Source organism: Reyranella sp., assembly GCF_965229815.1.
Lineage (GTDB): Bacteria > Pseudomonadota > Alphaproteobacteria > Reyranellales > Reyranellaceae > Reyranella.
In genome coordinates this window covers 951,975-977,703 of record NZ_CBDDJN010000002.1, presented here as the reverse complement: position 1 = coordinate 977,703, position 25,729 = coordinate 951,975, and the positions used below count along the sequence as shown (strand labels likewise).

23 protein-coding genes and 1 pseudogene are annotated in these 25,729 nt (G+C 70.0%); 3 read left to right on the top strand and 21 right to left on the bottom strand.

Annotated elements, in window-relative coordinates; genetic code table 11:
- Positions 1–34: 34 nt before the first annotated feature.
- From ACO073_RS05205 to irrA, 4 genes are all read right to left on the bottom strand, one after another.
- Positions 35–622, bottom strand: a complete 588-nt coding sequence (locus tag ACO073_RS05205) for a DUF3501 family protein (protein ID WP_421995962.1) — start codon at positions 620–622, stop codon at positions 35–37.
- A complete protein-coding gene (locus ACO073_RS05200; protein WP_421995960.1) occupies positions 619–1,977 on the bottom strand; it encodes a heterodisulfide reductase-related iron-sulfur binding cluster in 1,359 nt (452 codons plus the stop codon). The genes ACO073_RS05205 and ACO073_RS05200 overlap by 4 nt, the downstream gene beginning before the upstream one ends.
- 92 nt (positions 1,978–2,069) lie before the next feature.
- A complete protein-coding gene (locus ACO073_RS05195; RefSeq protein WP_421995958.1) occupies positions 2,070–2,489 on the bottom strand; it encodes a rubrerythrin family protein in 420 nt (139 codons plus the stop codon).
- A gap of 145 nt (positions 2,490–2,634) precedes the next feature.
- A complete protein-coding gene (gene irrA / locus ACO073_RS05190; protein ID WP_421995956.1) occupies positions 2,635–3,042 on the bottom strand; it encodes an iron response transcriptional regulator IrrA in 408 nt (135 codons plus the stop codon).
- A 136-nt stretch (positions 3,043–3,178) separates the two neighbouring features.
- Between irrA and fabA the strand changes: the two genes are divergently transcribed.
- From fabA to ACO073_RS05175, 3 genes are all read left to right on the top strand, one after another.
- The gene (gene fabA / locus ACO073_RS05185) at positions 3,179–3,712 is read left to right on the top strand and encodes a 3-hydroxyacyl-[acyl-carrier-protein] dehydratase FabA (RefSeq protein ID WP_421995954.1); all 534 of its coding nucleotides are present in this window, start codon (positions 3,179–3,181) and stop codon (positions 3,710–3,712) included.
- Between the two features lie 4 nt (positions 3,713–3,716).
- Positions 3,717–4,955: a beta-ketoacyl-ACP synthase I gene (fabB, locus tag ACO073_RS05180; protein WP_421995952.1), complete on the top strand. Its 1,239-nt coding sequence runs from the start codon at positions 3,717–3,719 to the stop codon at positions 4,953–4,955.
- A 156-nt stretch (positions 4,956–5,111) separates the two neighbouring features.
- Positions 5,112–5,903, top strand: coding sequence for an enoyl-ACP reductase FabI (locus tag ACO073_RS05175; protein ID WP_421997398.1), 792 nt, complete (start codon positions 5,112–5,114; stop codon positions 5,901–5,903).
- A gap of 16 nt (positions 5,904–5,919) precedes the next feature.
- Here ACO073_RS05175 and ACO073_RS05170 read toward each other — a convergent pair whose 3' ends face one another.
- From ACO073_RS05170 to rimP, 17 genes and pseudogenes are all read right to left on the bottom strand, one after another.
- Complete coding sequence (locus tag ACO073_RS05170) at positions 5,920–7,677, bottom strand: hydantoinase B/oxoprolinase family protein (RefSeq protein ID WP_421995950.1); 1,758 nt, start codon at positions 7,675–7,677, stop codon at positions 5,920–5,922.
- Positions 7,678–7,682: 5 nt separating this feature from the next.
- Positions 7,683–9,737 carry a hydantoinase/oxoprolinase family protein gene (locus ACO073_RS05165; RefSeq protein ID WP_421995948.1) on the bottom strand — a complete coding sequence of 685 codons (2,055 nt, stop codon included), beginning with the start codon at positions 9,735–9,737 and terminating at the stop codon, positions 7,683–7,685.
- Positions 9,738–9,742: 5 nt separating this feature from the next.
- The gene (locus ACO073_RS05160) at positions 9,743–10,486 is read right to left on the bottom strand and encodes a DUF1028 domain-containing protein (protein WP_421995946.1); all 744 of its coding nucleotides are present in this window, start codon (positions 10,484–10,486) and stop codon (positions 9,743–9,745) included.
- Positions 10,483–11,580 (bottom strand): ABC transporter ATP-binding protein, encoded by a 1,098-nt coding sequence (locus tag ACO073_RS05155; RefSeq protein ID WP_421995944.1) that lies wholly within the window; start codon positions 11,578–11,580, stop codon positions 10,483–10,485. The genes ACO073_RS05160 and ACO073_RS05155 overlap by 4 nt, the downstream gene beginning before the upstream one ends.
- Positions 11,581–11,587: 7 nt before the next feature.
- On the bottom strand, positions 11,588–12,688 hold the full coding sequence (locus ACO073_RS05150) for an ABC transporter substrate-binding protein (protein ID WP_421995942.1): 1,101 nt from the start codon (positions 12,686–12,688) through the stop codon (positions 11,588–11,590).
- Positions 12,689–12,716: 28 nt separating this feature from the next.
- Entirely contained in the window at positions 12,717–13,517 is an 801-nt protein-coding gene (locus ACO073_RS05145; RefSeq protein WP_421995940.1) for an ABC transporter permease, read from the bottom strand.
- 5 nt (positions 13,518–13,522) lie between these two features.
- Positions 13,523–14,371, bottom strand: coding sequence for an ABC transporter permease (locus ACO073_RS05140; protein WP_421995938.1), 849 nt, complete (start codon positions 14,369–14,371; stop codon positions 13,523–13,525).
- Positions 14,368–15,180 carry an IclR family transcriptional regulator gene (locus ACO073_RS05135; RefSeq protein WP_421995936.1) on the bottom strand — a complete coding sequence of 271 codons (813 nt, stop codon included), beginning with the start codon at positions 15,178–15,180 and terminating at the stop codon, positions 14,368–14,370. The genes ACO073_RS05140 and ACO073_RS05135 overlap by 4 nt, the downstream gene beginning before the upstream one ends.
- A gap of 162 nt (positions 15,181–15,342) precedes the next feature.
- Positions 15,343–15,975: a protocatechuate 3,4-dioxygenase gene (locus tag ACO073_RS05130; RefSeq protein WP_421995934.1), complete on the bottom strand. Its 633-nt coding sequence runs from the start codon at positions 15,973–15,975 to the stop codon at positions 15,343–15,345.
- An 81-nt stretch (positions 15,976–16,056) separates the two neighbouring features.
- Positions 16,057–18,201 carry a polyribonucleotide nucleotidyltransferase gene (gene pnp, locus ACO073_RS05125; protein ID WP_421997397.1) on the bottom strand — a complete coding sequence of 715 codons (2,145 nt, stop codon included), beginning with the start codon at positions 18,199–18,201 and terminating at the stop codon, positions 16,057–16,059.
- 220 nt (positions 18,202–18,421) lie between these two features.
- Positions 18,422–18,697: pseudogene (rpsO, locus tag ACO073_RS05120) on the bottom strand (30S ribosomal protein S15); the annotation flags it as partial.
- An 11-nt stretch (positions 18,698–18,708) separates the two neighbouring features.
- Entirely contained in the window at positions 18,709–19,614 is a 906-nt protein-coding gene (gene truB / locus ACO073_RS05115) for a tRNA pseudouridine(55) synthase TruB (protein WP_421995932.1), read from the bottom strand.
- On the bottom strand, positions 19,611–20,015 hold the full coding sequence (gene rbfA, locus ACO073_RS05110) for a 30S ribosome-binding factor RbfA (protein WP_421995930.1): 405 nt from the start codon (positions 20,013–20,015) through the stop codon (positions 19,611–19,613). The genes truB and rbfA overlap by 4 nt, the downstream gene beginning before the upstream one ends.
- Positions 20,016–20,178: 163 nt before the next feature.
- Entirely contained in the window at positions 20,179–22,881 is a 2,703-nt protein-coding gene (gene infB, locus ACO073_RS05105) for a translation initiation factor IF-2 (protein ID WP_421995928.1), read from the bottom strand.
- Positions 22,882–22,913: 32 nt separating this feature from the next.
- Positions 22,914–23,549, bottom strand: a complete 636-nt coding sequence (locus tag ACO073_RS05100) for an RNA-binding protein (protein WP_421995926.1) — start codon at positions 23,547–23,549, stop codon at positions 22,914–22,916.
- A gap of 16 nt (positions 23,550–23,565) precedes the next feature.
- Positions 23,566–25,110 (bottom strand): transcription termination factor NusA, encoded by a 1,545-nt coding sequence (gene nusA / locus ACO073_RS05095; RefSeq protein WP_421995924.1) that lies wholly within the window; start codon positions 25,108–25,110, stop codon positions 23,566–23,568.
- Between the two features lie 32 nt (positions 25,111–25,142).
- Positions 25,143–25,688 carry a ribosome maturation factor RimP gene (gene rimP / locus ACO073_RS05090; RefSeq protein WP_421995922.1) on the bottom strand — a complete coding sequence of 182 codons (546 nt, stop codon included), beginning with the start codon at positions 25,686–25,688 and terminating at the stop codon, positions 25,143–25,145.
- Positions 25,689–25,729 lie beyond the last annotated feature (41 nt).

Sequence of the window (25,729 nt, the reverse complement as noted above, 5' to 3'; positions counted from 1 at the left end):
CGGCGCCGGCCGGCCAGGGCTCAGGCGAAGTCGCTCAGGCGAAGTCGGCCGACAGGGCCTTGCGCACGGCGGGCGGCATCACCGCCATGTGGCCGTAGTTGGGATGGTCGAAGCCGACGACGATGTCGCCTTCGCCACCGCGGAACGCCGCCACCTGCGCCGCCGTGAAGGGGAAGCGCATGAACTGCACCGACGAGGCCTTGCCGTCCTCGCGCGTGCGGTCCTGGTCGTCCTCGGCGACGCAGCGGATCGTGTCGGCGCCGACCCGGATGAACGCCTTGTGCTCGACGCCGCCCAGCATCGCCAGCACGCGGGCGCGGCGCACCGGATCGTCGATCTCGAACATCACCGTGGCGACCAGCTCGCTGCCCTGCGGGATCAGCGGATTGTAGGCCGCCAGCTCGTCGGGGATCTGCTCGGCGCCGCCCTTCTCGATGAAGAGCATCTCGTGCACCTGGTGCAGCATCGTGTCGTAGGATTCGAAGTAGAAGGTCGCGAACGGCCCGACCTCGAGCCGCCGGTTCTTCTTCAGCTCCGACATGAGGCGGCGCCGCTCGGCCCGCACCTTGGAATACTCGGCGAGCGGCAGGATGGACGCGACCTCGATCTTGCGCGGGCTCATGGCTTGCGCACCGTGATGCCGTAGGCCTCGGCCATCAGCTCGATCGGATGGTTGGCGCGGAACGGCTGCGGCTTCTCCTCGCCCGCCGTCATCTCCATCACCTGCATCAGGTGCTCGGCCGCCAGCGGACACTCGGAAGCGACGTAGGCGGTGTTGCTCTTGAGCGCCGCCTGGGCGGCGGGCTTGCCGACCTTCACCGCGATCTCGAAGTTCTCGGTGCGCGCGCCCCAGATGCCGCCATGGCCGCTGCAGCGCTCGATCACCGCGACGCGGGTCTTGGGCACCAGGCGCAGCATCTCCGCTCCCTTGGCGCCCATGTTCTGGGCGCGCGAATGGCAGGCGAGATGCATGCTGACGCCGCCCTCGAGCGGCTCCATGCCGGGCGCCAGCCCGTCCTTCTTGGCGATGTCAACGACGTACTCCGACAGGTCGAAGGTCGCGCGCGACAGGCGGTCGACCGCCGCGTCCTTCGGGAGCAGCAGCGGCCATTCGAACTTCAACATCAGGGCGCAGGAGGGCGTCAGCGCGACGACGTCGTAGCCTTTCTCGACCCACGGCAGCAGCGCCGCGGTGACCTTGCCGGCCGCCTCGGCGACGCCGTTGAGGTCGCCGAGCTCGAGCTTGGGCATGCCGCAGCAGGCAGGATGGACGACTTCGGTCTCGACGCCGTTCTTCGCCAGCACCGCGCGCGCGGCGGCGCCGATGTCGGTGTTGTTGAAGTTCACGAAGCAGGTCGCGTAGAGCACCGCCTTGCGCTTGCCGTAGGCCGGCGCCTCGGCGTTCAGCTCGGTGCCCTCGCGGCGGGCGCGGATCTCGAAGGTCTCGCCGGCATAGCGCGGCAGGCGGGCGCCGTGATGGATGCCGGCCAGGCGCTCGAGGCTGCGCCGCGTGGTCTGGTTGCGCTCGTCGGTCGCCCAGTTGGCGAGTCCCGCCGCCCAGCTGCCCAGCCGGCCGGAGCGGTCGGTATCGGCGAGCTGAGCCTCGACGAAGTCGATGCCGTCCTTGCGCGCCTTCACCGCGCGGTGGCGCAGCATCAGATGGGGGAAGTCGAGCGCCCATTCGTGCGGCGGCACGTAGGGGCACTTGGTCATGAAGCACATGTCGCAGAGCGTGCAGGCTTCCTCGACCTTGGCGAAGTCCTCCTTCTTCACGCCGTCGAGCTCGCCGGTCGGACCCTCGTCGATCAGGTCGAACAGGCGCGGGAAGGAATCGCAGAGATTGAAGCAGCGGCGGCAGCCGTGACAGATGTCGAAGACGCGCTCCATCTCCTTCTCGAGCGCCGCCTCGTCCCAGAACCAGGGTTCCTGCCAGTTCAGGGGATGGCGGATGGGGGCTTCGAGGCTGCCTTCGCGCATGTTGGGAGTGCCGTGGTCAGAGGTCGTCAGGACGAAAAAGGGGACCCGACCGGGTCCCCTTTGGCAAGGCCCGAGGGGCTCGGGCCCGAAGCTCAGGCCATCGTGTCGAGGGCCTTCTGGAAGCGGCCGGCGTGGCTCTTCTCGGCCTTCGCGAGCGTCTCGAACCAGTCGGCGATCTCGCCGAAGCCTTCCTCGCGCGCGGTGCGCGCCATGCCCGGGTACATGTCGGTGTACTCGTGCGTCTCGCCGGCGATCGCCGCCTTGAGGTTGGACGAGGTCTCGCCGATCGGCAGGCCGGTCGCCGGATCGCCGCTCACCTCGAGGAACTCGAGATGGCCGTGCGCATGGCCGGTCTCGCCCTCGGCCGTCGAGCGGAACACCGCGGCGACGTCGTTGTAGCCTTCGACGTCCGCCTTCTGGGCGAAGTACAGGTAACGGCGGTTGGCTTGGCTCTCGCCGGCAAACGCAGCCTTCAGATTGTCTTCGGTCTTGGATCCCTTGAGGTTGGCCATTGGCTCTGCTCCTTGCTTGGAAGTCGGGCGGTCGGACGGGCCGACCGGGCGGCGGGATATTGGGCCAGCCGGCGCGAGTCCGTCAAGATTTTTAGAACCGTTCTAAGGAACTGCAAGCGACTCGCAAGTAGCCGCGAAACGGGGCCTAGCGGCGCACCCGCACGATGACGTCGACCCGCGCGAGTTGTGTGCCCTCGGGCGGGGTCGGCAGGCCGCCGATCGTCACCTCGTCCGACGGGAAATCGTGCAGTTCGCCGTCCGGCTCGATGTAGAAATGGTGATGATGGCCGATATTGGTGTCGAAGTAGGACCGCCCGGGCGCCACCACGACCTCGCGCAGCAGGCCGGCATCGCGGAACTGGTTCAGCGTGTTGTAAACCGTGGCCAGCGAAACCGGCATGCGCGTCGCCCGCACCTCGCCGTGCAGGCTCTCAGCCGTGACATGACGATGCTCGCCGCCGAACAGCAGGCGCGCGAGGGCGAGCCGCTGGCGGGTGGGCCTGAGGCCGGCCTCACGGAGGCGGGCCGCAAAGTCGGGGCTGGTGCCGAACATTGTGACGACCATATGTAAGCGGCCGAATGCGACCTGAAAAGGGCCGACAGGGCCGGATTCGGCGGTTTGCGCTGAAGGGCGGGCCTCCTTATTCTGGCTGAGGAACGCAAGAAACGGGCGGCGTGGGGCAAGCAGAGTGACCGACAAGAAGAGCAGCTACACCTTCGAGGACCTGATCGACTGCGCCAAGGGGCGCCTGTTCGGGCCGGGGAATGCGCAACTGCCGTTGCCGCCGATGCTGATGATCGATCGTATCCTGAAGATCTCCGAGACCGGCGGCCAGTTCGGCAAGGGCGAGATCGTGGCCGAACTCGACATCAAGCCGGACCTCTGGTTCTTCGGCTGCCACTTCAAGGGCGACCCGGTGATGCCGGGCTGCCTGCCGCTGGACGCGCTCTGGCAGTGCCTGGGCTTCTTCCTGGGCTGGATGAAGGCGCCGGGCCGCGGCCGCGCGCTGGGCGTGGGCGAGGTCAAGTTCACCGGCATGATCGTGCCGACGGTGAAGAAGCTCACCTTCAACGTCCATCTGAAGCGCGTGATGCTGCGCAAGCTGGTCCTGGGCATTGCCGACGGCTTCGTCCATGCCGACGGCAAGCCGGTCTACGAGGCCACCGGGCTGAAGGTCGGCCTGTTCAAGGACGCCGACGCCGTTCCGGCGGCGACGGGCTGACGCCATGAAGCGCGTGGTCGTCACCGGACTGGGGGTCGTCTCGTCGATCGGCAACAACGCCGCCGAGGTCACGCAGTCCCTGAAGGACGGCAAGTCCGGCATCGAGTTCGTGCCCCAGTACAAGGAGCTGGGCTTCCGCAGCCAGGTCGCCGGCACCCTGAAGCTGAACGTCGACGAGCTGGTCGACCGCCGCCTGCGCCGTTTCATGGGCGACGGCGCCGCCTTCGCCTACCTCGCGATGCAGCAGGCGATCGCCGATGCCGGCCTGAGCGAGGCCGAGATCTCCAACCCGCGCACCGGCCTGGTCGCCGGATCCGGCGGGCCGACCACCGGCGCCATCGTGCAGTCGGCGATCACCGCCAAGGAAAAGGGCCCCAAGCGGATCGGCCCGTTCATGGTGCCGCGCGCCATGTCGAGCACGGTCTCGGCCAACCTCGCCACGGCCTACAGGATCAAGGGCCTCAGCTACTCGATCAGCTCGGCCTGCTCGACCTCGGCCCACTGCATCGGCAACGCCGTCGAATGCATCCAGCTCGGCAAGGCCGACCGCATGTTCGCCGGCGGCGGCGAGGAGCTCGACTGGACCCTGTCGGTGCTGTTCGACGCCATGGGCGCCATGTCGTCGAAGTACAACGACACGCCGGAACGGGCGAGCCGCGCCTACGACAAGGACCGCGACGGCTTCGTGATCTCGGGCGGCGGCGGCATGGTGGTGCTCGAGGATCTCGAGGTCGCGCGCGCCCGCGGCGCCCGGATCTACGCCGAGGTGATCGGCTACGGCGCCACCTCCGACGGCGCCGACATGGTGGCGCCGTCCGGCGAGGGCGCGGTGCGCTGCATGCGGCTCGCCACCGAGGGCTTTCCCGGCGCGTCGCGGCGCAACGCGCCGGTCGACTACATCAACACCCACGGCACCTCGACTCCGGTCGGCGACATCACCGAGCTCGACGCCATCCGCGAGGTGTTCGGCAACAACAAGCTGCCGGCCGTGAGCTCGACCAAGTCGCTCACCGGGCACAGCCAGGGCGCCACCGGCGCCCACGAGGCGATCTACACTTTGCTGATGCTGAAAGACGATTTCGTCGCGGCCTCGGCCAACATCGAGAACCTCGACCCCGCCGCCGGCGACTACCCGATCGCGCGCCAGCGCATCGACAAGGCCGGGCTGCACACCGTCATGTCCAACAGCTTCGGCTTCGGCGGCACCAACGCCTGCCTTCTCTTCTCGCGCTACGAACACTGACGCCCCGCTCCCCGCCAACGAAGAAGAAGAGGCATCATGCCCGACGATCGGACCCTCTCCGCCGCTCCCGATGCCTCCGGCGGGGGCACGACGCCTGTCGCCCCCGACACCCATAGGTCCTCGCGGCCGGCCGAGCTGCCCGAAGTCCCGCGACTGATGGCCGGCAAGCGCGGCCTGGTGATGGGCGTCGCCAACGACCGCTCGATCGCCTGGGGCATCGCGAAGGCGCTGCATGCCGCCGGTGCCGAGATGGCCTTCACCTACCAGGGCGCGGCGTTCGGCAAGCGCGTGCTGCCCATGGTCGAGAAGCTCGGCTCGCGGATCATCGAGGAGGCCGATGTCGAGAACGAGGCCAGCCTCGACCGGCTGTTCGGCCGCCTGGAGAAGGAATGGGGCCGGCTCGATTTCGTGGTCCATGCCATCGCCTTCTCCGACAAGGAGGAGCTGAAGGGCCGCTATGTCGACACGACCAAGGCCAACTTCCAGCGCAGCCTGACCATCTCCTGCTACTCCTTCACCGAGATCGCGCGCCGCGCCCTGCCGCTGATGACCGAGGGCGGCAGCCTCGTCACCCTGACCTACGAGGGCGCCACGCGCGTCATGCCGTCCTACAACGTCATGGGCGTGGCCAAGGCCGCGCTCGAGGCGAGCGTGCGCTATCTCGCAGCCGATCTTGGCCCGCAGGGCGTGCGCGTGAACGCGATCTCGGCGGGACCGATGCGCACCCTGGCCGGTTCGGTGATCGGCAGCGCCCGCTACGTCTACCGCGTGTCGCGCGAGGCCTCGCCGCTGCGCCGCAACGTCGAGCTCACCGACGTCGGCGGCGCCGCGCTCTATCTCCTGTCCGACCTCAGCGCCGGCGTCACCGGCACGGTGCATTTCGTCGACGCCGGCTACCACGCGATGGGCATGCCCCCGTCGGCGGGCAACGGCCAGAACGGCGAGTAGCCGCGGCCGGCCTCGTTCAGTCCGCCGCTTCCGCGAGGCGCAGCCGCGCGGTCGCCACCGCATCGACGGCGCCCGTCGTGCCGTCGACCGCCACGCCGTAGGTCTCGCGCGCCGCGGCGATGCTCACCACGCCATCCAGCACGTCCCGCGCCACCGCTGCCGGGTCGCGCCGGCGCGGATCGCCCCAGCCGCCGCCGCCGGCCGAGCGGACCTTGAACACGGGGTTCTTCAGCGAACGCTTGCCGTAGGCCGGCAGGTCGTTCACGAGCTGGCCGTCGCTGGCGATCGTCATGTCCGCGCCCTGGCCCTCGCCGCCGCCGTTGACGCCGAAGGCCGCGGCATAGGTCAGGCCCTCGCTGCGGAAGGACTGCACGACATCGCCGTGCACCTCGGCCTCGTACTCGACGCCGGCGCCGCCGCGCCGCTCGCCCGGGCCGGCGCTGTCGCAGCGGATCTCGTGGCGATGGATGCGGATCGGATAGAGGCGCTCGTAGGCCTCGACGTTGGGCACAGTGAGGCCGCCCAGCGCGCCCAGCAGGCCGATCTGGTGGAAGCCGTCGCGCTCGGCGACCGCGCCGGCGCCCGACAGCGCGTTCCAGTGATAGAGCACGTAGGGCTCGCCGGCGGCGTTGTGGCCGGTGCTGATGCCGTGGACCGTCTTGCCCCAGCCGGCGCAGGCGCGGGAGGGATCGGCCTGGGCCAGCGCCTTCCAGATCGCGTGCACGATCTCGTGCCCCATGTACATGGTGCTCATCGTCTGCGCGGCCGGCGGGTTGGGATTGACCAGCGTGCCCGGCGGCAGGACAAGCTCGGCCGAGCGGAACGTGCCCTCGTTGATCGGGATGTCGCCGCCCAGGAACGAGGCCAGGCCGACATAGGTCAGCGAGTAGGTGTTGGCGATCGGGCTGTTCTTGAAGCCGCGCATCTGCGGATCGGTGCCGCTGTAGTCGATGGTCAGCCGGTCGCCGGCGATCGTCAGCTTGACGTGGATGTTGAAGCGGCCGGGCGCGAAGCAGTCGTTGTCGGTATGCTCGTCGCCCTCGTAGACACCGTCGGGAAGGGCGGCGACGACCTGACGGAAGCGGGCGTCGGCATGGTCCAGCACCGCGTCGAAGATGTCGGCGATCGCCGTGATGCCGAGCTCGCTGCCCAGGGTCACGATGCGGTCGGACCCGACGCGCGTGGCGCCGATCATCGCCTGCAGGTCGCCGTCGAGCAGCTCGGGCGTGCGGCTGTTCAGCAGCAGGAGCTGCCAGACGTCGCGGCGGATCTCGCCCTTCTCGACGATGCGGACCGGCGGCAGGCGGATGCCCTCGTGGAAGATCTCGGTGGCTTCGCCGTTGTAGGTGCCGGGCGCGCCGCCGCCGATGTCGGACTGGTGGGCGCGGTCGCAGGCGAAGGCGACCAGCCGGCCGCCGACGAAGACCGGCGTGGCAATCACCCAGTCGGGCAGGTGGTTGCCGCCGGCGACGTAGGGATCGTTCATGAGGAAGACGTCGCCCTCGGCGATGTCCTCGCCGAACGCCTTGATCAGCGCGCGCACCGCGAAGCCGCCGCCGGCGGCGTGCGCCGGCAGGCCCTCGGCCTGGCTGATGATGTGGCCGTCGCGCCCGGTGATGAAGCAGGTGAAGTCGTGCGCCTGGCTGAAGATCGGGCTGAGCGCGGTCTGCGACATCACCCAGCCCATCTGGCGGCAGATATGGTCGAGACGGTTCTGGGTGAGGGCGAGGATGACGGGATCGACGATCCGCCGGTCGTCCGCTGGCTTGTCCATGGAGGTCACCTCAGGTCGATCACGTAGTTGCCCGCCCGGTCGACGCTGACATGATCGCCGGGGCCGGCATAGAGGGTCATCGTATGCTCCTCGATGACCAGGGGTCCGGAAAGCGCATGCCCGGCGCCGAGGTCGGTGCCGCGGTAGACCGGGACGTCGGCCCAGCCGGCGCTGCGGTCGATGAAGACGCGCCGCGTCTCGGCGACCGGCGGCGTGCCGCTGGCATCGGCGCGCTCGGGCACGGCGAGCGCCGAGGCCGGCACCGTCGCCACGACGCGCAGCGCGGCGATGCGGATGGGCGTGATCGGCTTGATGTGGCCGTAGAGCCGGCGATGCTCGGCCTCGAACCGTCCCTTGAGCGAGGCGACATCGTCCTGTCCGGGCTCGAAGTCGACCTGCACCGAGCGCATCTGGCCCTTGTAGACGAGGTCGACCACCCGCCGCAGCGTCGCCGGCGACGACGACGGCTCGGCCCCCACCTCCTCGATCGCCGTGCGGGCGAGCTCGGCGAAGGCGTCGGGCAGCGCCGCCAGCGCCTCGTCGCCCAGCGGCGCGTCGAACACGCGGTAGAGGTCGTGGCGGATGTCGCTGTCGAGCATGCCGAGCGCGCAGAAGGCGCCGGCGTGGCGGGGCACGTAGACCCGCGTGCAGCCGAGCGCGCGGCCGACCGTGGCGCCGTGCATCGGCCCGGCACCACCGGCGGCGATCAGCGTGTAGCGGGCGGGATTGAGCCCGCGCTTGACGCTGATCTCCTCGACGGCGTGCAGCAGGTTCTGCTCGAGGAGCTGGACGATGCCGATCGCCGCCTCCTCGACGTCAAGGCCGAGCGGTCCCGCGACCCGCTCGGCGCAGGCCGCGCGGGCGCGCGCCGCGTCGATCACCACCGAGCCGTCGCCGATCGGCCCGGCCCGCATGCGGCCCAGCACCACCAGCGCGTCGGTCGTGGTGGCGTCGCTGCCGCCGCGGCCGTAGGCGGCCGGGCCGGGCGCCGCGCCCGCGCCCTGCGGCCCGCAGCGCAGCAGGCCGGCCTCGTCGACACGCGCGATCGTCCCGCCGCCGGCGCCGACCGTGTGGATGTCGATGGCCGGCAGGCCGACATGGTGGCCGCCGATGCCGAACCCGTCGATCAGCTGCGCCCGTCCCGCCTGCAGCATGCTGACGTCGCAGCTCGTGCCGCCGATCTCCATGGTGATCAGGTCGTCGCTGCCGCACAGGCGGCCGAAATAGCGCATGGCGCCGATGCCGGCTGCCGGGCCGGACAGGCAGAGGCCGACCGGCGCGCGCGCCACGCGGCTCAGCCCGATGGCGCCGCCGTTGCTCTGGATCAGCGCCACCTCGCCGCGGAAGCCGAGGTCGCGCAGCCGCTCGCCCAGCGCCTCGAGATAGGCAATGACGCGGCGGCGGATATAGGCGTCGATGACCGTCGTCGAGCCACGCTCATACTCGCCGACGATCGGCGCCAGGCGCGACGACAGCGAGACCGACATCTGCGGCGCGACCTCGCGGATGATCTCGGCCGCCGCCGCCTCGTGCCGGCCGTCGGCATAGGCGTTGATGAAGCAGATGGCGATGCTGTCGACGCCCTTCTCCGCGAACCGCGCGACGGCGTCGCGCACGTCGTCGGCGAGGAGCGGCGCCAGCTCACGGCCCTGCGCGTCCAGCCGGCCGCGCACGCCGAGCCGCAGATTGCGCGGCACCAGCGGTTCGGCGAAGGGCGTGCGATGGTCCCACGGGTTCTCGCGGATGCTGCGGCGGATCTCGACGCTGTCGCGGAAACCAGCCGTCGTCAGCATGCCGACCCGCGCGCCCTTGCGCTCGAGCACGGTGTTGGTGGCGACCGTCGAGCCGTGCACGAACCAGCCGCAGCGGGCGAGCAGGTCGGGCACGGTCGTGCCGAGGCCGGCGGCCGCGGCGGCAACGGCGTCGAGCACGCCCCGGCTGGGATCGCTCGGAACCGACGGCACCTTGAAGACCTCGATGACGCCGCCCTCCTGCTCGACCACGAGGTCGGTGAAGGTGCCGCCGACATCGACGCCGATGCGGTTCGCTGCTGCTGGCATGGCGCTCACGGACGGTAGGGGAACTTGGTGCTGCCGCCGCGCGTCACCGGCACCGGCTTGCCGTAGTCCCGCACGAGGCCCTTCTGCTCGAAGTAGTCCTTGAAGCGCGGCATGAACGGATTGCGGTTGCGCTCCTCGAAGTAGGGCAGCAGCGGCTCGAACCAGTCGAAGATGCGGCGCAGCTCCTTGACCGGCTCGTCGCAGACGTCGACGCGGAGGTCGCAGCGCGGCACGATCTGCTCGCCGAAGGTCAGGATCGCGGCCGAGGTCTGACCGATCGTCTCGCCGCCGGCGTCGCGCCCCGCCTCGACGGCGCGCATGAGGCGGGCCTCGAGGCCGGCGGACTCGTCATCGTGGAAGGCCTCGGCGATGGCCTCGACGACCTCGGGCCCGGCCACCACGTTGCCCATGGCGACGAAGTTCTCGCCGTGGATATGGCCCGCCCACGGGCCGTTGGCGTCGCCGGTGAAGGCCGCCGAGCGGCCGTCGGCGTCGACGATGCCGATCTGGCGCTTGCCCGGCCAGTCGTCGCTCGCCGTCACCTCGGCGATCACACCGCGCGGGCTGTAGCCCTGCTCGAGCAGCTTGAGCGCGAAGACGCCCAGCCGCGGCTCGGCGATGGCCTGCATCCCGACGGCGCCGGCATGCGACACGAAGGAGCAGCGCTGGCCGATGGCCGGCGAGCTGGTCGCGAGCGCGACGCCGCGATGGCCGGTGCGCTTGCATCGGCCGACGATGGTGAAGGTCATTGCATTTCCCCTGGTAAGGACTTGTCGGCCGGGAGCGCCAGCGCATCCTCGTCACGCCAGCCGAACTCGACGGCATCGCCGGGCTGGACGGCCAGCAGGCCGGGCCGGTCGGCCGTCAGCGTCGTGCCGTCGATCCCGATCACGACGCGCGTCAGCGCGCCCAGGAACGACCGCGACTGCACGATCCCGCGGCCGCGCGCCTGCCCGTCGAGCGACGGGCCGATCATGATGGCCTCCGGCCGCACGGCGACGGTGAGCGCGCCGCCCGCCGGGCCGCCGGCCCCGGGGACCGACAGTTCGCCGATGCGGGTGGCGACCCGCAGCCCGCCGGCGCCGGCGGCGACGACGCGCCCGGGCAGCAGGTTGGTCTCGCCCACGAAGTCGGCGACGTAGGCGCTGACCGGCCGGCGGTAGATCTCCTCCGGCGTGCCGACCTGGGCGATGCGGCCCTTCTCCATCACGACGATGACGTCGGACAGGTTCATCGCCTCTTCCTGGTCGTGGGTGACGTAGATGAAGGTAATGCCGACGTCGCGCTGCAGGGCCTTCAGCTCGCCCTGCATGCGCTTGCGCATCTTGAGGTCGAGCGCGCCCAGCGGCTCGTCGAGCAGCAGCACGCGCGGCCGGGTCACCAGTGCGCGGGCCAGCGCCACGCGCTGCTGCTGGCCACCCGAGAGCTGTCGCGGGTACTTGGCCGCCTGGTCGGCGAGACCGAGGCTGGCCAGCATCGTCTCGACGCGGGCGGCGATCTCGCTTCGCGCCACCCCGTCCATGCGCAGCCCGAACGCGACGTTGCGGGCCACCGTCATGTGGGGGAAGAGCGCATAGCTCTGGAACACCATGCGCGTGTGACGCCCGGTCTCGTCCTGGCTGACCGGCTCGCCGGCCACCAGGATCTCGCCGACGTCGGGCTGCTCGAAGCCGCCGATCATGCGCAGCGTCGTCGTCTTGCCGCAGCCCGACGGGCCGAGCAGCGTCACGAACTGCCCGCGCTCGACATCGAGGTCGATGCCGGCCACGGCCTCGAATCGGCCGAAGCGCTTCACCACCCCCCGGATCCGAACGTCGGGCATCGTGCCGCTGCTCGCCGTCATCGCAGCCTCACGCCGCCTTCACTTCGTTCCAGATCTCGTTCCAGCGCGACTTGTCCGCCGGAATCTCCTTGAACGTCAGGCGCGAGACGTTCTTGGGATCGATGCCGAGGTCCTTCACCATCGCCGGGTCGAGGCGGTCGACGGCCGCCTTCGATGAGGGCGCGTAGCGGGTGGTGCGGGCCATGAACTCGCCGTACTCGGGGCTGAGCGTGAAGTTGGCGTACTCCTGCACGAGCTTCAGCTTCTGGGTGCCCTTGACCGGCGTGATGGCCTCGCTCCAGCCGATGGCACCTTCCTTGGGCCATACCCAGCCGGCGTCGACGCCCGCCTTGCGCAGGGGCGCGATGACGGCGAGGAACGTCCAGGCCGCCACGACCTCGCCCGACGCCAGCATGTTCTGCACGTCGGCGACGTTCTTCCAGTAGGCGCGCAGGAGCGGCTTCTGGGAGATCAGCAGCTTCTTGACCTCCTGCAGCTCCTTCTCGCCCATCTGGTAGGGGTTCTTGATGCCGAGCTTGAGCGCGCCGACACCGAGCGAATCCTCGGGCTCGTCGCGCATCGCCAGCTTGCCCTTCCACTTGGGATCGAACAGCACGTCGAGCGAATCGACCTCGCCCGTCTCCTTGCGGTTGAAGGCGATGGCGTTGGCGCCCCACACGAACGGCACGCCGTAGAGCTTGCCGCCGACCGTCCATTGCGGCTGGGCCTGGAACTCGGGGAACAGCGACTTGGCGTTGGGCAGGGCGGCCGGGTCGAGCGGCTCGATCAGCCCGGCCTTGGCGGCGGGGGCGATGTAGTTCTGCACCGGGACGATCATGTCGTACAGCTTGCTGCCACCGCCGCGCAGCTTGGCGACCATCTCGTCCGAGCTGCTGTAGAAGGTCGGCTTGAGGTCGATGTTGACCTTCTTCTTGGCGTCCTCGACGAACGGGCCCTCGCCCCACGCCGACCAGGTGAAGTAGTTCAGCGTGCGGTCCTGGGCGAGCGCGGGACCGCCCGCCGCGCCCAGTCCGGCGGCGCCGAGCCCTGCGGCACCCAGCGCCCGCAGCGCGGCCCGCCGGGACATGCCGGCGGGCAGCAGAAGGTTGAGATCCAGTCTATCGGCCATGATCCAGCTCCTGTCGTGTCGAGGTTGCTCAACGTCTTCCGTCGGCGGTCGTTCGCGCGCGCCGTATTGCCAGTTCGGCGATCCCCGCCATGACGCAGCTGACGACGATGGTCAGCGTGGCGATGGCGTTGATCTCCGGGGTGATGCCGAAGCGCAGCATCGACCAGATCATCATGGGCAGCGTGTTCTCGGTGCCGGTCGTGAAGAAGGTCACCACGACCTCGTCGAACGACAGCGTGAAGGAGATCAGGGCGGCCGCCAGGATGGCCGGCGCCAGCAGCGGCAGGGTGATCTCGAGGAAGATCGTGAGCGCCCCGGCACCGAGGTCGCGCGCCGCCTCCTCGACCGAGGGATCGACGCCGACGAGGCGGGCCGAGATGATCAGGAAGACGTAGGGAAAGGCCACGATCGAATGGCCGACGATGACCGTCAGAAGCGACAGGTCGATCTGCACGACGTTGTAGAAGCTCAGCAGCGCGATGCCGAGGATGAGGTGCGGGACCATCATCGGCAGGCCGGCCGCCGAGCGCAGCACGGTGCGCCAGCGGGCGCCGTAGCGGTGCACGCCGGTCGCCATGGCGACGCCCAGCGCCGTCGCCAGCACCACCGTGGCGGCGCCGACGACGAAGCTGTTGGCGAGCGCGGACCTGAAGGCGGCGTTGCCCGCCAGCCTCTCGTACCAGGCGAAGGTGAGGCCGCGGATCGGGAAGATGCTGATCTCCGACGTGTTGAAGGAGAACGCGACGACCAGCAGCAGCGGCGCGAACAGGAACAGCAGCACGAGGGCGGTCCACAGGCCGAGCAGCGCGCGCGACGGCAGGCGGCCCATCGTCCTCACGAGACCCCCGCCGGGCGTCCGGCCCGCAGGAGCGCCACCGCGACCAGCAGGATGATGCCCATGATGGCGAGCGCCATGGCCGAGCCCAGCGGGTACTCGAAGGCGACGCCGAACTGCTGGGCCACGATGCTGCCGATCAGGATGCTGCGCGTGCCGCCCAGCAGCTCCGGCGTCACGAACGAGCCCATCGACGGGATGAACACGAACAGGCATCCCGTCGCCACGCCGGGCAGGCTGAGCGGCAGGGTGACGTGCAGGAAGGTGCGCCAGCGGCCGCCGCCCAGGTCCTTCGCCGCCTCGAACAGGCTGGGGTCGAGCTTCTCGAGCACCGAGTAGAGCGGCAGGATGAGGTAGGGAACGTAGATGTGGACCAGCGCCAGCGTGACCGCGAAGTCGCTGTAGAGCAGCCAGGAGATCGGTTCGCTGGTCAGGCCGACCGCCTGCAGCGCCTGGTTGACCGCGCCCTTGGTGCCGAGGATCAGCATCCAGGCGTAGGTCCGCACCAGGTAGCTGGTCCACAGCGGCAGGATGACCAGCACCAGCAGCGTGACGCGGAAGCGCCGCGTCTTGCGCGCCAGGAAGTAGGCCACCGGATAGCCGACCACGAGCGAGATCGCCGTCACCAGCACCGACACCTTGATAGTCCGCCAGAAGACGTCGAGGTAGAGCGGCCGCACCAGGCGCTCGTAGTTGCGCAGGGTGAAGTCGGCGACGATGTCGTAGTCGACGACGCGCCAGAAGCTCAGCAGCACGATCGTCGCCATCGGGAGGACGAAGAACACCCCGATCCAGAGACCGGGCGGCGCCAGGAAGGCGGTGGCGGCGGCGAGAGTCCGGCGCGTCATACGGCCGGGACGTCGGACGAGCGGGAGAGCGGACCGCCGCCAGTCGCCGGCAGGTGGCCGAGCTCGCGCGACAGGGTCGCGGCGGCCTCGCACACCAGGTCGACGAACGCCGGCACGCGCTCGTCGGTGAGGCGCAGCGACGGCGCGGAGATGACCAGGCTGTAGCGCACCTCGCCGTCGGCGTCGTAGACGGGCGCTCCCACCGAGCGGGCGCCGGGCGTGATCTCGGCGTCGCTGAAGCCGTAGCCCTGGGCGCGGATGCGCGCGAGTTCCTCGCGCAGCGCCGCCGGCTCGGCCAGCGTCCGGTCGGTGAAGCGGGCCAGCGGGCCTGCCGCCAGCAGCGCCTCGACGAAGGGTGGCGGCTGGAAGGCCAGGATCACCTTCCCGACGCAGCCGGCATTCAGCGGGAAGCTATCGCCCGGGCTGATGGTGAAGCGCATCGACTGCGGGCTGTCGACATTGGCGAGGCAGACGCCGTGATCGTCCTGCAGCACGCCCAGACTCACCGTCTCCTGGCTGGCCTCGACGAGCTGCTGCAGGAGCGGCCGGGCGATCCCCAGCACGTCGTGGGAATGCTCGGCGCGGCGACCGAGCGACACCATCGCCGGCGCCAGCCGGAACCGGCCCGTGCGCTCGTCCTGCCGCAGCAATCCGCCCTTGGCCAGGGTGACCAGCAGCCGATGCACCACGCTCTTGTGCAGCCCGAGTTCGCGGCCGAGCGACGAGGTCGACCATTCGTCGGCCAGGGCGAACGCCCGCAGTACCGAAACGGCACGCTGGACGGACTGGATTTCGCCGGGAATGGCCATGAGTGGGTACGTACGCGGTCTCACAATGTGAGACGTCGTCTCACTTCTGAAAGCATACGAAGTGCAGCGCGGCCATGTCAAACCGATGACGGCCGTCCGGACAAATCAGCAGTCACAGAAAGGTGAGACGCGTGGCAGCGGCCCAGGGCCGGGCTGTTAGAATCAGGCCGTGACGACGATGTCCATGGAGGTGGCCTGCGCCCCGGCTTCCACGCCGGGGGCCGGGGCCAGCACCATCTCGACCGACGCGCGCTGGCGGGCATCGCGGATGGCGCGGAACACGCCGTCGCGCGCATTGGACGGCTCGCCGGCGAGATAGAACTGGCTGGTGAGCGTGCGACCGCCCGAGGTCGCGACCTTGAGATGGATGTGCGGCGTGCGGCCGGGATAGGCGACCGGCTTCAGCGTCCGGAACCTGTACCGGCCGTCGGCCCCGGCCAGCATCCGTCCGTAGCCCTGGAAGGCCTGGTCGCGACGCTCGCGACCGGGTTGGCGGGGATGATCGTAGAGACCCTGCGCGTCGCACTGCCAGATCTCGACCAGGGCGCCGTCGAGCGGCCGGCCGCCGAGGTCGAGCACCCGACCCTCGAGATGCAGCACGGTGCCCATCGCCTGCGCCGCCTGGCCGCGCACCTGGACGAGATCGTTGTCCATGTCGGCCGGGAAGCCCGCCGGGTAGAACGGGCCCTCGGTCTGCTGCGGCGTGGCGACCCTTCCCTCGGCGCGTAACGTGCCGAGCGGCAGCAGGCTGGCACCCGTGGCGAGCAGGAGGTGGCGGCGTGAGGTCATCGTCATGGCCAACGACTCTACGAACAAAAACGGCGGCCCGAAGGCCGCCGTTTCCCTTACGTCTTGTACCCGGCTTACCGGCGACCCTTACTCGCCGGCGGCGGGAGCGGCCTGCTCCTCGCGCAGCTTGTTCGAGATGTCCTCGCCGGTCTCCTGGTCGACCGCCTTCATGCTGAGGCGGACCTTGCCACGGTCGTCGACGCCCAGGACCTTGACCTTCACCTGGTCGCCTTCCTTGATGACGTCGGTGACCTTGGCGACGCGGCGCGGCGCCAGCTCGGAAATGTGAACCAGCCCGTCGCGCGCGCCGAGGAAGTTCACGAAGGCGCCGAACTCGACGGTCTTCACGACCTTGCCGTTGTAGATCACGCCCACTTCCGGCTCGGCGACGATGCCCTTGATCCAGTCGATCGCGGCCTGGCCCTGCTTGGCGTCGACCGCGGCGACCTTGATGGTGCCGTCGTCCTCGATGTCGATCTTGGTGCCGGTCGTCTCGGTGATCTCGCGGATCACCTTGCCGCCGGTGCCGATCACTTCGCGGATCTTGTCCTTGGGGATCGTGAACTGGGTGATGCGCGGCGCGTTCTGGCTGACCGAGTCACGCGCGCCGCCCAGGCCCTTGGCCATCTCGCCCAGGATGTGGAGGCGGCCGTCCTTCGCCTGGCCGAGCGCCACCTTCATGATCTCCTCGGTGATCGAGGTGATCTTGATGTCCATCTGCAGCGCGGTGATGCCCTTCTCGGTGCCGGCCACCTTGAAGTCCATGTCGCCGAGATGATCCTCGTCGCCCAGGATGTCGGACAGGACGGCGAAGCGCTCGCCTTCCTTGATCAGGCCCATGGCGATGCCCGCCACCGGCCGCTCCATCGGCACGCCGGCATCCATCAGCGACAGCGAGCCGCCGCAGACCGAGGCCATCGAAGACGAGCCGTTGCTCTCGGTGATCTCCGACACGATGCGGATCGTGTAGGGGAACTTGTCCTTGCCGGGCAGCAGCGGGCGCAGCGCGCGCCAGGCGAGCTTGCCGTGGCCGATCTCGCGACGGCCGGGCGAGCCCATGCGACGCACCTCGCCGACCGCGTACGGAGGCATGTTGTAGTGCATCATGAAGTTCTCGCGGTACTCGCCCTCGAGCGCGTCGATGATCTGCTCGTCCTGGCCGGTGCCCAGCGTGGCGACGACCAGCGCCTGCGTCTCGCCGCGGGTGAACAGCGACGAGCCGTGGGCGCGCGGCAGCACGCCGACCTCCGCCTCGATCGGGCGGACCGTCTTGGTGTCGCGGCCGTCGATGCGCTTGCCGGTGTCGAGGATGGCGCCGCGCACGACGTCGGCCTCGAGGTTGCCGAACTGCTCGCCGAACACGGCGAGAGCGGCCTCGTCGCCCTCGAACAGCGCCTTGGCGGCGGCCTTGACCTCGCCGACCTTGGCCTGTCGGGCGAGCTTCTGGGTCTCGCCGTAGGCCTCGGCCATCTTGGCCGACATCTCGGCCTTCAGGCGCTCGGCCACCGTCTTCGCCGCCTCCGGCGGCTCGCTGAGCGGCATCGGCTCCTTGGCGGCGTGCTCGGCGAGCTGGATGATCGCCTCGATCACCGGCTGGAAGGAGCGATGGCCTTCCATCACGGCCGACAGCATCGTCGTCTCGTCGAGCTCCTTGGCCTGCGATTCGACCATGAGCACGCCTTCCTGGGTGCCGGCGACGACGAGGTCGAGGTCGCTCTTCTCGGTCTGCTCGAGCGTCGGGTTGATGACGTACTTGCCATCGAGGTAGCCGACGCGCGCGGCGCCGATCGGGCCCATGAAGGGCACGCCGCTGATCGTGAGCGCGGCCGAGGTCGCGATCATCGACACGATGTCGGGATCGTTCTCCAGGTCGTGCGCCAGCGTGGTTATCACGACCAGCGTCTCGTTCTTGTAGTTCTCGTGGAACAGCGGGCGGATCGGACGGTCGATCAGGCGGGAGGTCAGGACCTCCTTCTCCGACGGCCGGCCCTCGCGCTTGAAGAAGCCGCCCGGGATCTTGCCGGCGGCGAACGCCTTCTCCTGGTAGTTCACGGTCAGCGGGAAGAAGTCGAGGCCGGGCTTCGGCTTCTTCTCGAACACCACGGTGGCGAGCACGGTCGTGCCGCCGTAGGTGGCAAGCACCGCGCCATCGGCCTGGCGCGCGATCTTGCCGGTCTCCAGGACCAGCTTGCGGCCGGCCCAGTCCAGTTCCTTGCGGAACACGTTGAACATCTCACTCATATCCATCTTCCTTTCCTGCACGGCGTCCGCCCCCGTCTGGCGGCTGCCGCCCACCGACGCCCTTGCGTCGGCAGGACCGGGCCGGGCCTTTGCTCTCGCCCCTGCCCTCCCGGTTCCTTCAATGTCGCATCGGCCGGCCGAACAGCTACGGGGACCGGTCGAGGCGACGCGAAAAGGCCCCGGTCCGTCGTGACGGAACCGGGGCCGGTCATCAGCGCCTGAGACCCAGGCGCTCGATCAGGCTCTCGTAGCGCTTCGCGTTGCGGGACTTGAGATAGTCCAGCAGGCGGCGGCGCTGGCCGACCAGCTTCAGCAGGCCGCGGCGCGAATGATGGTCCTTGGCGTGACCCTTGAAATGCTCGGTCAGGTTGGAAATGCGTTCGCTCAGGATCGCGACCTGGACTTCCGGCGAACCGGTGTCGCCCTCGGCCTGGGCATAGGACTTGATCAGCTCGGCCTTGCGCTCGGCTGTGATCGACATCGGGACTCTCCATCGACTTATAGGTTGAAGACGCGCACCGGCCGGAGAGCGGCGCCGTCCGAACGGACCAGCGCCACCAGCCTGCTGCCGCTTTCGGCGCGGACCAGCGCGCCGGACGGCGGTGCGTCCCGGGTCAAGAGCACCGGCTGGCCTTGGCGCAGCCGATCCGCTTGGGCCTCCGTCAGGGCCAGCGCCGGGATGTCGTCCAGCGCGGTCGCGACGGGGGCCAGGGCCCCGAGAAGCGCGGGAATATGCCCGAGGGCCTCCAGTTTGGAAAGCGAAATGGCCGCCGCCTCGCCGAACGGTCCGGCGGCCGTCCGACGCAGGGCCGACAGATGCCCGACGGTCCCCAGCGCTTGCGCCAGGTCGCGGCCGAGCGACCGGATGTAGGTGCCCTTGCCGCACTCGACCACGAAATCTGCGTGGTCCGGATCGGGCCGCGCCACCAGCTCCAGGCGGTCGATGCGCACCGGCCGCGCCTTGAGGTCGACCGCCTGGCCGGCCCGGGCGAGATCGTAGGCCCGCTTGCCGTCGATCTTGAGCGCCGAGAAGGCGGGCGGCATCTGCTCGATGTCGCCCGTGAAGGCGGGCAGGGCCGCGCGGATGGCGGCATCGTCGGGCCGGACGTCGCTCACCGCCGTGACCTCGCCCTCGGCATCCTCGGTCGAGCGCGCCTCGCCGAAGCGGAGCGTGAAGCGATACGCCTTCCGCCCGTCCATGACGAAGGGCACCGTCTTGGTCGCCTCGCCGAGCGCGATCGGCAGCACGCCGCTGGCCAGGGGATCGAGCGTGCCGCCATGTCCCGCCTTGGCGGCGCCGAAGAGGCGCCGGACGCGGGCGACCGCCGGCGTCGAGCCCAGCCCGACCGGCTTGTCGAGGATCACCCAGCCGTCGATCTTGGCGCCGGCCTTGCGGCGGCTCATTCGTCGTCGAGATCGCGCGCGACGTCGGGCCGGCGCAGCAGGGCGCCGATGCGGTCGGCCTCGTCGAAGGTGCGGTCGATCTCGAAGCGGATCTCGGGCGCGTGGCGCAGCCCCGCCTTCTCTCCGACGCGGGCGCGGAACCACGGCGCGGCGCGGCGCATGGCGGCGAGCAGCCGCTGCTCGTCCTGGCCGCCCAGCGGCATCACGAAGGCGGTGGCGTTGCGCAGGTCGGGGCTGACGTCGACCGCCGTCACCGTGATCGAGGCCTCGCGCAGGTCGGGATCGCGCATCTCGCCGCGCTCCAGCAGTTCGGCCAGGAGATGGCGCACCTCCTCGCCGACCCTGAGCTGGCGCTGGCTCGGACCCTTCTTGTCGCGCTCGGACGGGCGACGGCGGGGCATGGGGGAACCTCCCTTATTCTCCTCCCTGCGAGAAGCGGGGGGAGGTGCCCGCGGAGCGGGCGGAGGGGTCATGAGCAGCGGTGATGATGCCCATGACCCCTCCGTCGCCGATGACGGCGACACCTCCCCTTCGCGGAATCCGCGAAGGGGAGGAACGCTCAACTCACAACGTCGGCCGGACTTCCTCGACGTCGAAGCACTCGATCACGTCGCCGACCTTGATGTCGTCGTAGTTCTCGAAGGCCATGCCGCATTCGAAGCCGTGCTGCACCTCGCGGACCTCTTCCTTGAAGCGCCGCAGCGTCTTCAGCGTGCCCTCGTGGATCACCACGTTGTCGCGCAGCAGGCGGACCTTGGCGCCGCGCTTGACCATGCCCTCGGTGACCATGCAGCCGGCGACGTTGCCGACCTTGGTGATGCGGAAGACCTCGCGGATCTCGGCGTTGCCGAGGAAGGTCTCCTTGTAGGTCGGGTCGAGCAGACCGACCATCAGCGCCTGGATGTCCTCGGTCACCTTGTAGATGATCGAGTAGTAGCGGATGTCGATCTTGTCGCGCTTGGCGATCTCGCGCGCCTGCGGGTTGGCGCGCACGTTGAAGCCGATCAGCAGCGCGCCCGACGCCTTGGCGAGCGTCAGGTCCGCCTCGCTGATGCCGCCGACGCCGGAGTAGACGACGCGGGTCGCCACCTTGTCGGTGGAGAGCCGCGCGATCGCCCCGGCAAGCGCCTCGGCCGAGCCCTGCACGTCGGCCTTGATCAACACCGGCAGCTCCTTGGCCGTGCCCTCGCGGATGCCCTTGATCATCTCCTCGAGGGTCCCGCGGCCGCCCGCGGCGCGGGCGAGCTGCGCCTGCCGCTCGCGGCGGGCACGGAAGTCGGAGATCTCGCGGGCGCGCGCCTCGCTCTCCATCACGTGGAACTCGTCGCCCGCCTGCGGCGTGCCGTCGAGGCCGAGGATCTCGACCGGGAAGGCCGGACCTGCGCTCTCGACCGCGTTGCCGCGATCGTCGACCAGGCGGCGGACGCGGCCCCACACGGCGCCGGCCACCAGCACGTCGCCGACCCGCAGCGTGCCGCGCTGGACCAGCACCGTCGCCACCGAGCCGCGGCCGGGATCGAGCTTCGCCTCGACGACGACGCCGTCGGCCGGGCGGTCCGGATTGGCCTTGAGCTCGAGCAGCTCGGACTGCAGCAGGATCGCTTCCTCGAGCTTGTCGAGGTTGATCCTCTTGGTCGCCGAGACCTCGATCGACTGGACTTCGCCGCCCAGCTGCTCGACCTGGATCTCGTCCTGCAGCAGCTCGGTGCGGACACGGCCGGGTTCGGCGCCCGGCTTGTCCATCTTGTTGATGGCCACGATGATCGGCACGCCGGCCGACTTGGCGTGGGCGATCGCCTCCTTGGTCTGGGGCATGACGCCGTCGTCGGCCGCCACCACCAGCACCACGATGTCGGTCACCTTGGCGCCGCGGGCGCGCATGGCCGTGAACGCCTCGTGGCCCGGCGTGTCGAGGAAGGTGATCTTCTGGCTCGACGGCAGGGTCACCTGGTAGGCGCCGATATGCTGGGTGATGCCGCCCGCCTCGTGCGCGGCGACGTCGGTCGCGCGCAGCGCATCGAGCAGCGAAGTCTTGCCGTGGTCGACATGGCCCATGATGGTGACGACCGGCGGCCGCGACTGCATCGCCTCGGGCGTGTCGACGGCCTCGGCGAGACCGGTCTCGACATCGCCCTCGGCCACGCGCTTGGGCCGGTGACCCATCTCGGTCACGACCAGCTCGGCGGTGTCCGGATCGATCGCCTGGTTGATGGTCGCCATCACGCCCATGCGCATCAGCGTCTTCACGACGTCGGCGCTGCGCTCGGACATGCGCGAGGCCAGCTCCTGGACCGTGATGGTCTCGGGGATCGTGACCTCGCGATAGACCTTCTGCTGCGGCGTGCTGTTGGCGTGCTCGCGGCGGCGGTCGCGCTCGAGGCGACGGCGCATCTGCGCCGCCGACCGGCTGCGGAAATCGTTCTCGCCCTCGACCGCACGGCCGACATCGACCTTGTCCGAGCGGCGCTTCGGCGCCTCGCGGCGGGCGCCCGTCGGCGGCGGCATGCGCTTGGGCGGGGCCGGCCGCGACGGCGGCGGACGGCGCAGCATGGAATCGCTGGGGCCGGACGGCCGGCGCACGGGGGCCGACGGCGCCGCCGCTGCGGGGGCCGGTGCCGGGCCGGGATTGATCTCCTGCGCCTGGCGGGCGGCCGGCGCCTGCGGCGAGCCGGTGGCGGCCTGGTCGAGGCGCTTCTGGACCAGAGCGTCGGCCTTGCGCTTGACCTCTTCCTCGGCCTTCTTGCGCGCCTCTTCCTCGGCGAGGCGCTTCTTGTGCTCCTCGTCGGCCTTCTTGCGCGCTTCCTCCTCGACGGCACGACGCTGCGCCTCGACGGCCGCGCGCTGGCGCGCCACCTCGGCGTCGCGGTTGGCGCCGACCAGGGCGCGGGCGCGCGCCTCCTTCTCTTCCTCGGTCAGCGTGCGCAGCACGATGCCGCGGCCGCCGGAGCCGCCTTCGCGGCCGGGCGCGCCGCTGCGGGCCGGAGCGCCGCCGAGCTTGAGGGTGCGGCCGGGCGCCGGCGCGGGAGCCTTGGCAGGAGCAGGAGCCGGAGCGGCAGGTGCCGGCGCCTGGGGCGCCGCCGCCGCGGGCGCGGTGGTACCGCGCTTCACCGGCTTCTTGGCCACCACTTCGACCACGCGCGTGCGCCCGTGCGAGAACTTCTGGCGCACCTGCGTGGCGTCGCCGCCGCTCTTGGGCGCCGTGCCCGAACGCGCCGTCGAGAGCGTGAGCGGCTTGGTCGGCTTGGTCTGCTCTTTTTGTTCCGTCATGGTCGTCGTTGTCCTTGGTCCGCTCCGGCCCGTCAACCTTCGTTGCTGCCGTCCGACCGATAGTGGCGCCACCGCGCCGCCCCGGCCTCGATTCGCTGCGCAAAGGCGCCGCCCGCATCATCGCGCGCAACCGCCACGTAAACTGCCTGCTCCCGCCCGAAGAGGGCGCCGAGCACCATGGCGTCGGCCAGCCGCACCAGCGGCAGGCCGCTCGCCTCGAGCTTCTTCAGCCCGTCGCCTTCGGCTTCGCCGGCAACGATCAGCAGGCCCGCGCGCCGCCGGCCCACCATCTGTTCCACCTTGACGAAGCCCGCCACGGCCCGGCCCGCGCGGCGGGCCCGGCCGAGATCGGCCAGCACGCGTTCGAGCAGCAGACGTCCGACCCGCTCGGCGAGGTCGGGCGCCGGCTTCACGGAGGCCCGCGCCGCGCGCGAGAACAGATTCTTCGCCACCGCGCGCTCGACCGCCGACCGCTCGGCCGTGACCCACAGGCCACGCCCCGGAAGGCGCCGCGCCAGGTCGGGCACGACATCGCCCGCCGGCCCGACCACGAAGCGGATCATCCGCTCGGGCGCATCCGTCCGTCCGGTCGCGATGCAGGTACGCTGCGGACCGGTCGGCGGGGGAGCGGCAGTTTCGGCTCCGATCATGGCGACGGCATGGGCCAAGTGTGTCGGTCTCCTGTCAGGCCTTTGCTTCGGCCTCGGCTTCCGCCGGGGCTTCCTCGTCCGCGAACCAGTGCTCGCGGGCCTTCATGATGATGGCGTTGGCGGTGTCGTTATCCATCGCGCCTTCGCCGACCATCTCGCGCAGCTCGTCGGAAGCGAGGTCGCCCAGATCGTCGAGCGTCTTCACCCCGCCCTCGCCCAGCGCCACCAGCATGGGCAAGCTGAGACCTTCGATCTGGCGAACGTCCTCGGCGACCCCCAGCTCCTCGAGCCGGGCCGCCAGCTCGGCGTCACGCGTTTCGATGTACTCGCGCGCGCGCCGCTGCAGCTCGGTCGCGATCTCCTCGTCGAAGCCCTCGACCGTGGCGAGGTCCTCGACGGCCGAATCGGCCACGTCCTCGACGGCGGCATAGCCTTCCGCCACCAGGAGATGGGCAATCACGTCGTCGACATCAAGCGCCACCTTGAAGAGCTCGGTGCGCTCGCGCGTCTCCTTCTGGCGGCGCTCGCTCTCCTCGGTCTCCGTCATGATGTCGATCTCCCAGCCGGTGAGCTGGGACGCGAGCTTGACGTTCTGGCCGCGGCGGCCGATCGCCAGGCTGAGCTGGTCGTCGGGCACCACGACCTCGGCCTTGTTCTTCTCCTCGTCCATCAGCACCTTGCTGACCTCGGCCGGCGCCAGCGCGTTGACGATGAAGTTGGCCGTGTCGCCCGACCACGGGATGATGTCGACCTTCTCGCCCTGCAGCTCCTGAACCACGGCCTGGACGCGGCTGCCGCGCATGCCGACGCAGGCGCCGATCGGATCGATGGCGCTGTCGTGGCTCAGCACGGCGATCTTGGCGCGGCTGCCGGGATCGCGGGCGACCGCCTTGATCTCGATGATGTTGTCGTAGATCTCCGGCACTTCCTGCATGAACAGCTTGGCCATGAACTGCGGATGGCTGCGCGACAGGAAGATCTGCGGGCCGCGCGGCTCCTCGCGCACGTCGAAGATGTAGGCGCGCACCCGGTCGTTCACGCGCAGGCTCTCGCGCGGGATCGTCTCGTCGCGCCGGATCACGCCCTCGGCGCGCTGCAGGTCGACGGTGATGTTGCCGTAGTCGACGCGCTTCACCACGCCCGACACGATCTCGCCGACGCGGTCCTTGAACTCCTCGTACTGCCGCTTGCGCTCGCTCTCGCGCATGCGCTGGGTGATCACCTGCTTGGCCGTCTGGGCGGCGACCCGGCCGAAGTCGATCGGCGGCAGCTCGTCGGTCAGGAAGTCGCCGACCTGGGCCTCGGGATTGCGCCGCTGCGCCTCGGCCAGCGGGACCTGGATATTGTCGTTCTCGACCGGGTCGGCGACCTGCACGTAGCGCAGCAGCTTGATCTCGCCCGACTTGCGGTCGATCTCGGCGCGGATGTCGTGCTCCAGGCCGTACTTGGCGCGGCCGGCCTTCTGGATGGCCTGCTCCATCGCCTCGAGCACCTCCTCGCGCTCGATGCCCTTCTCGCGGGCGACCATGTCGGCCACCTGAAGCATCTCGAGACGCGGGATGTCGGCTGTCGTCGCCATGTCCAATTCCTCTCTTGCGAGTCCTGGTCTTCCTAGTGGGCCTGGGCCGCTTCCTGGGCGGCCAGATGTTCCTCGATCAACGCGTCGGTCAGCTCGAGCTTGGCGCGGGACACCGAGGCGAACGGCACCGTCGCCTCCTTCCCGTCGTCCAGCCGCAGCCGCACCAGGCCGTCGCTCATCCCGAGCAGCGTGCCCTTGAAGCGCCGCCGGCCTTCGACCGGCTCGGTCGTCTCCACGCGGGCGACGTGGCCGGCCCAGCGCGCATAGTCCTTGGGCCGCGTCAGCGGCCGGTCGATGCCCGGGGAACTGACCTCGAGCGTGTAGGCGGTCGGGATCGGATCCTCGACGTCGAGCACGGCCGACAGGGCGCGGGAGAGCGTGGCGCAGCTCTCGACGTCCATCGGGCGGCCGTCGGAGGGCTCGACCATGATCTGCAGCGTGCCGCCCTTGCTCATGGCGACTCGAACCACCTCGAAGCCCATGCCGACCACGGTCGGGGACACGATGTCTTCGATTTGGCGCAGCAGATCGGTCACGCGGGGCTGTTTCTCGGCGGCTGGAGCCCGGGGATGCACCAAAAGGAAAAGAGCGGGCTTTCGGCCCACTCTTTTTCTTTGGT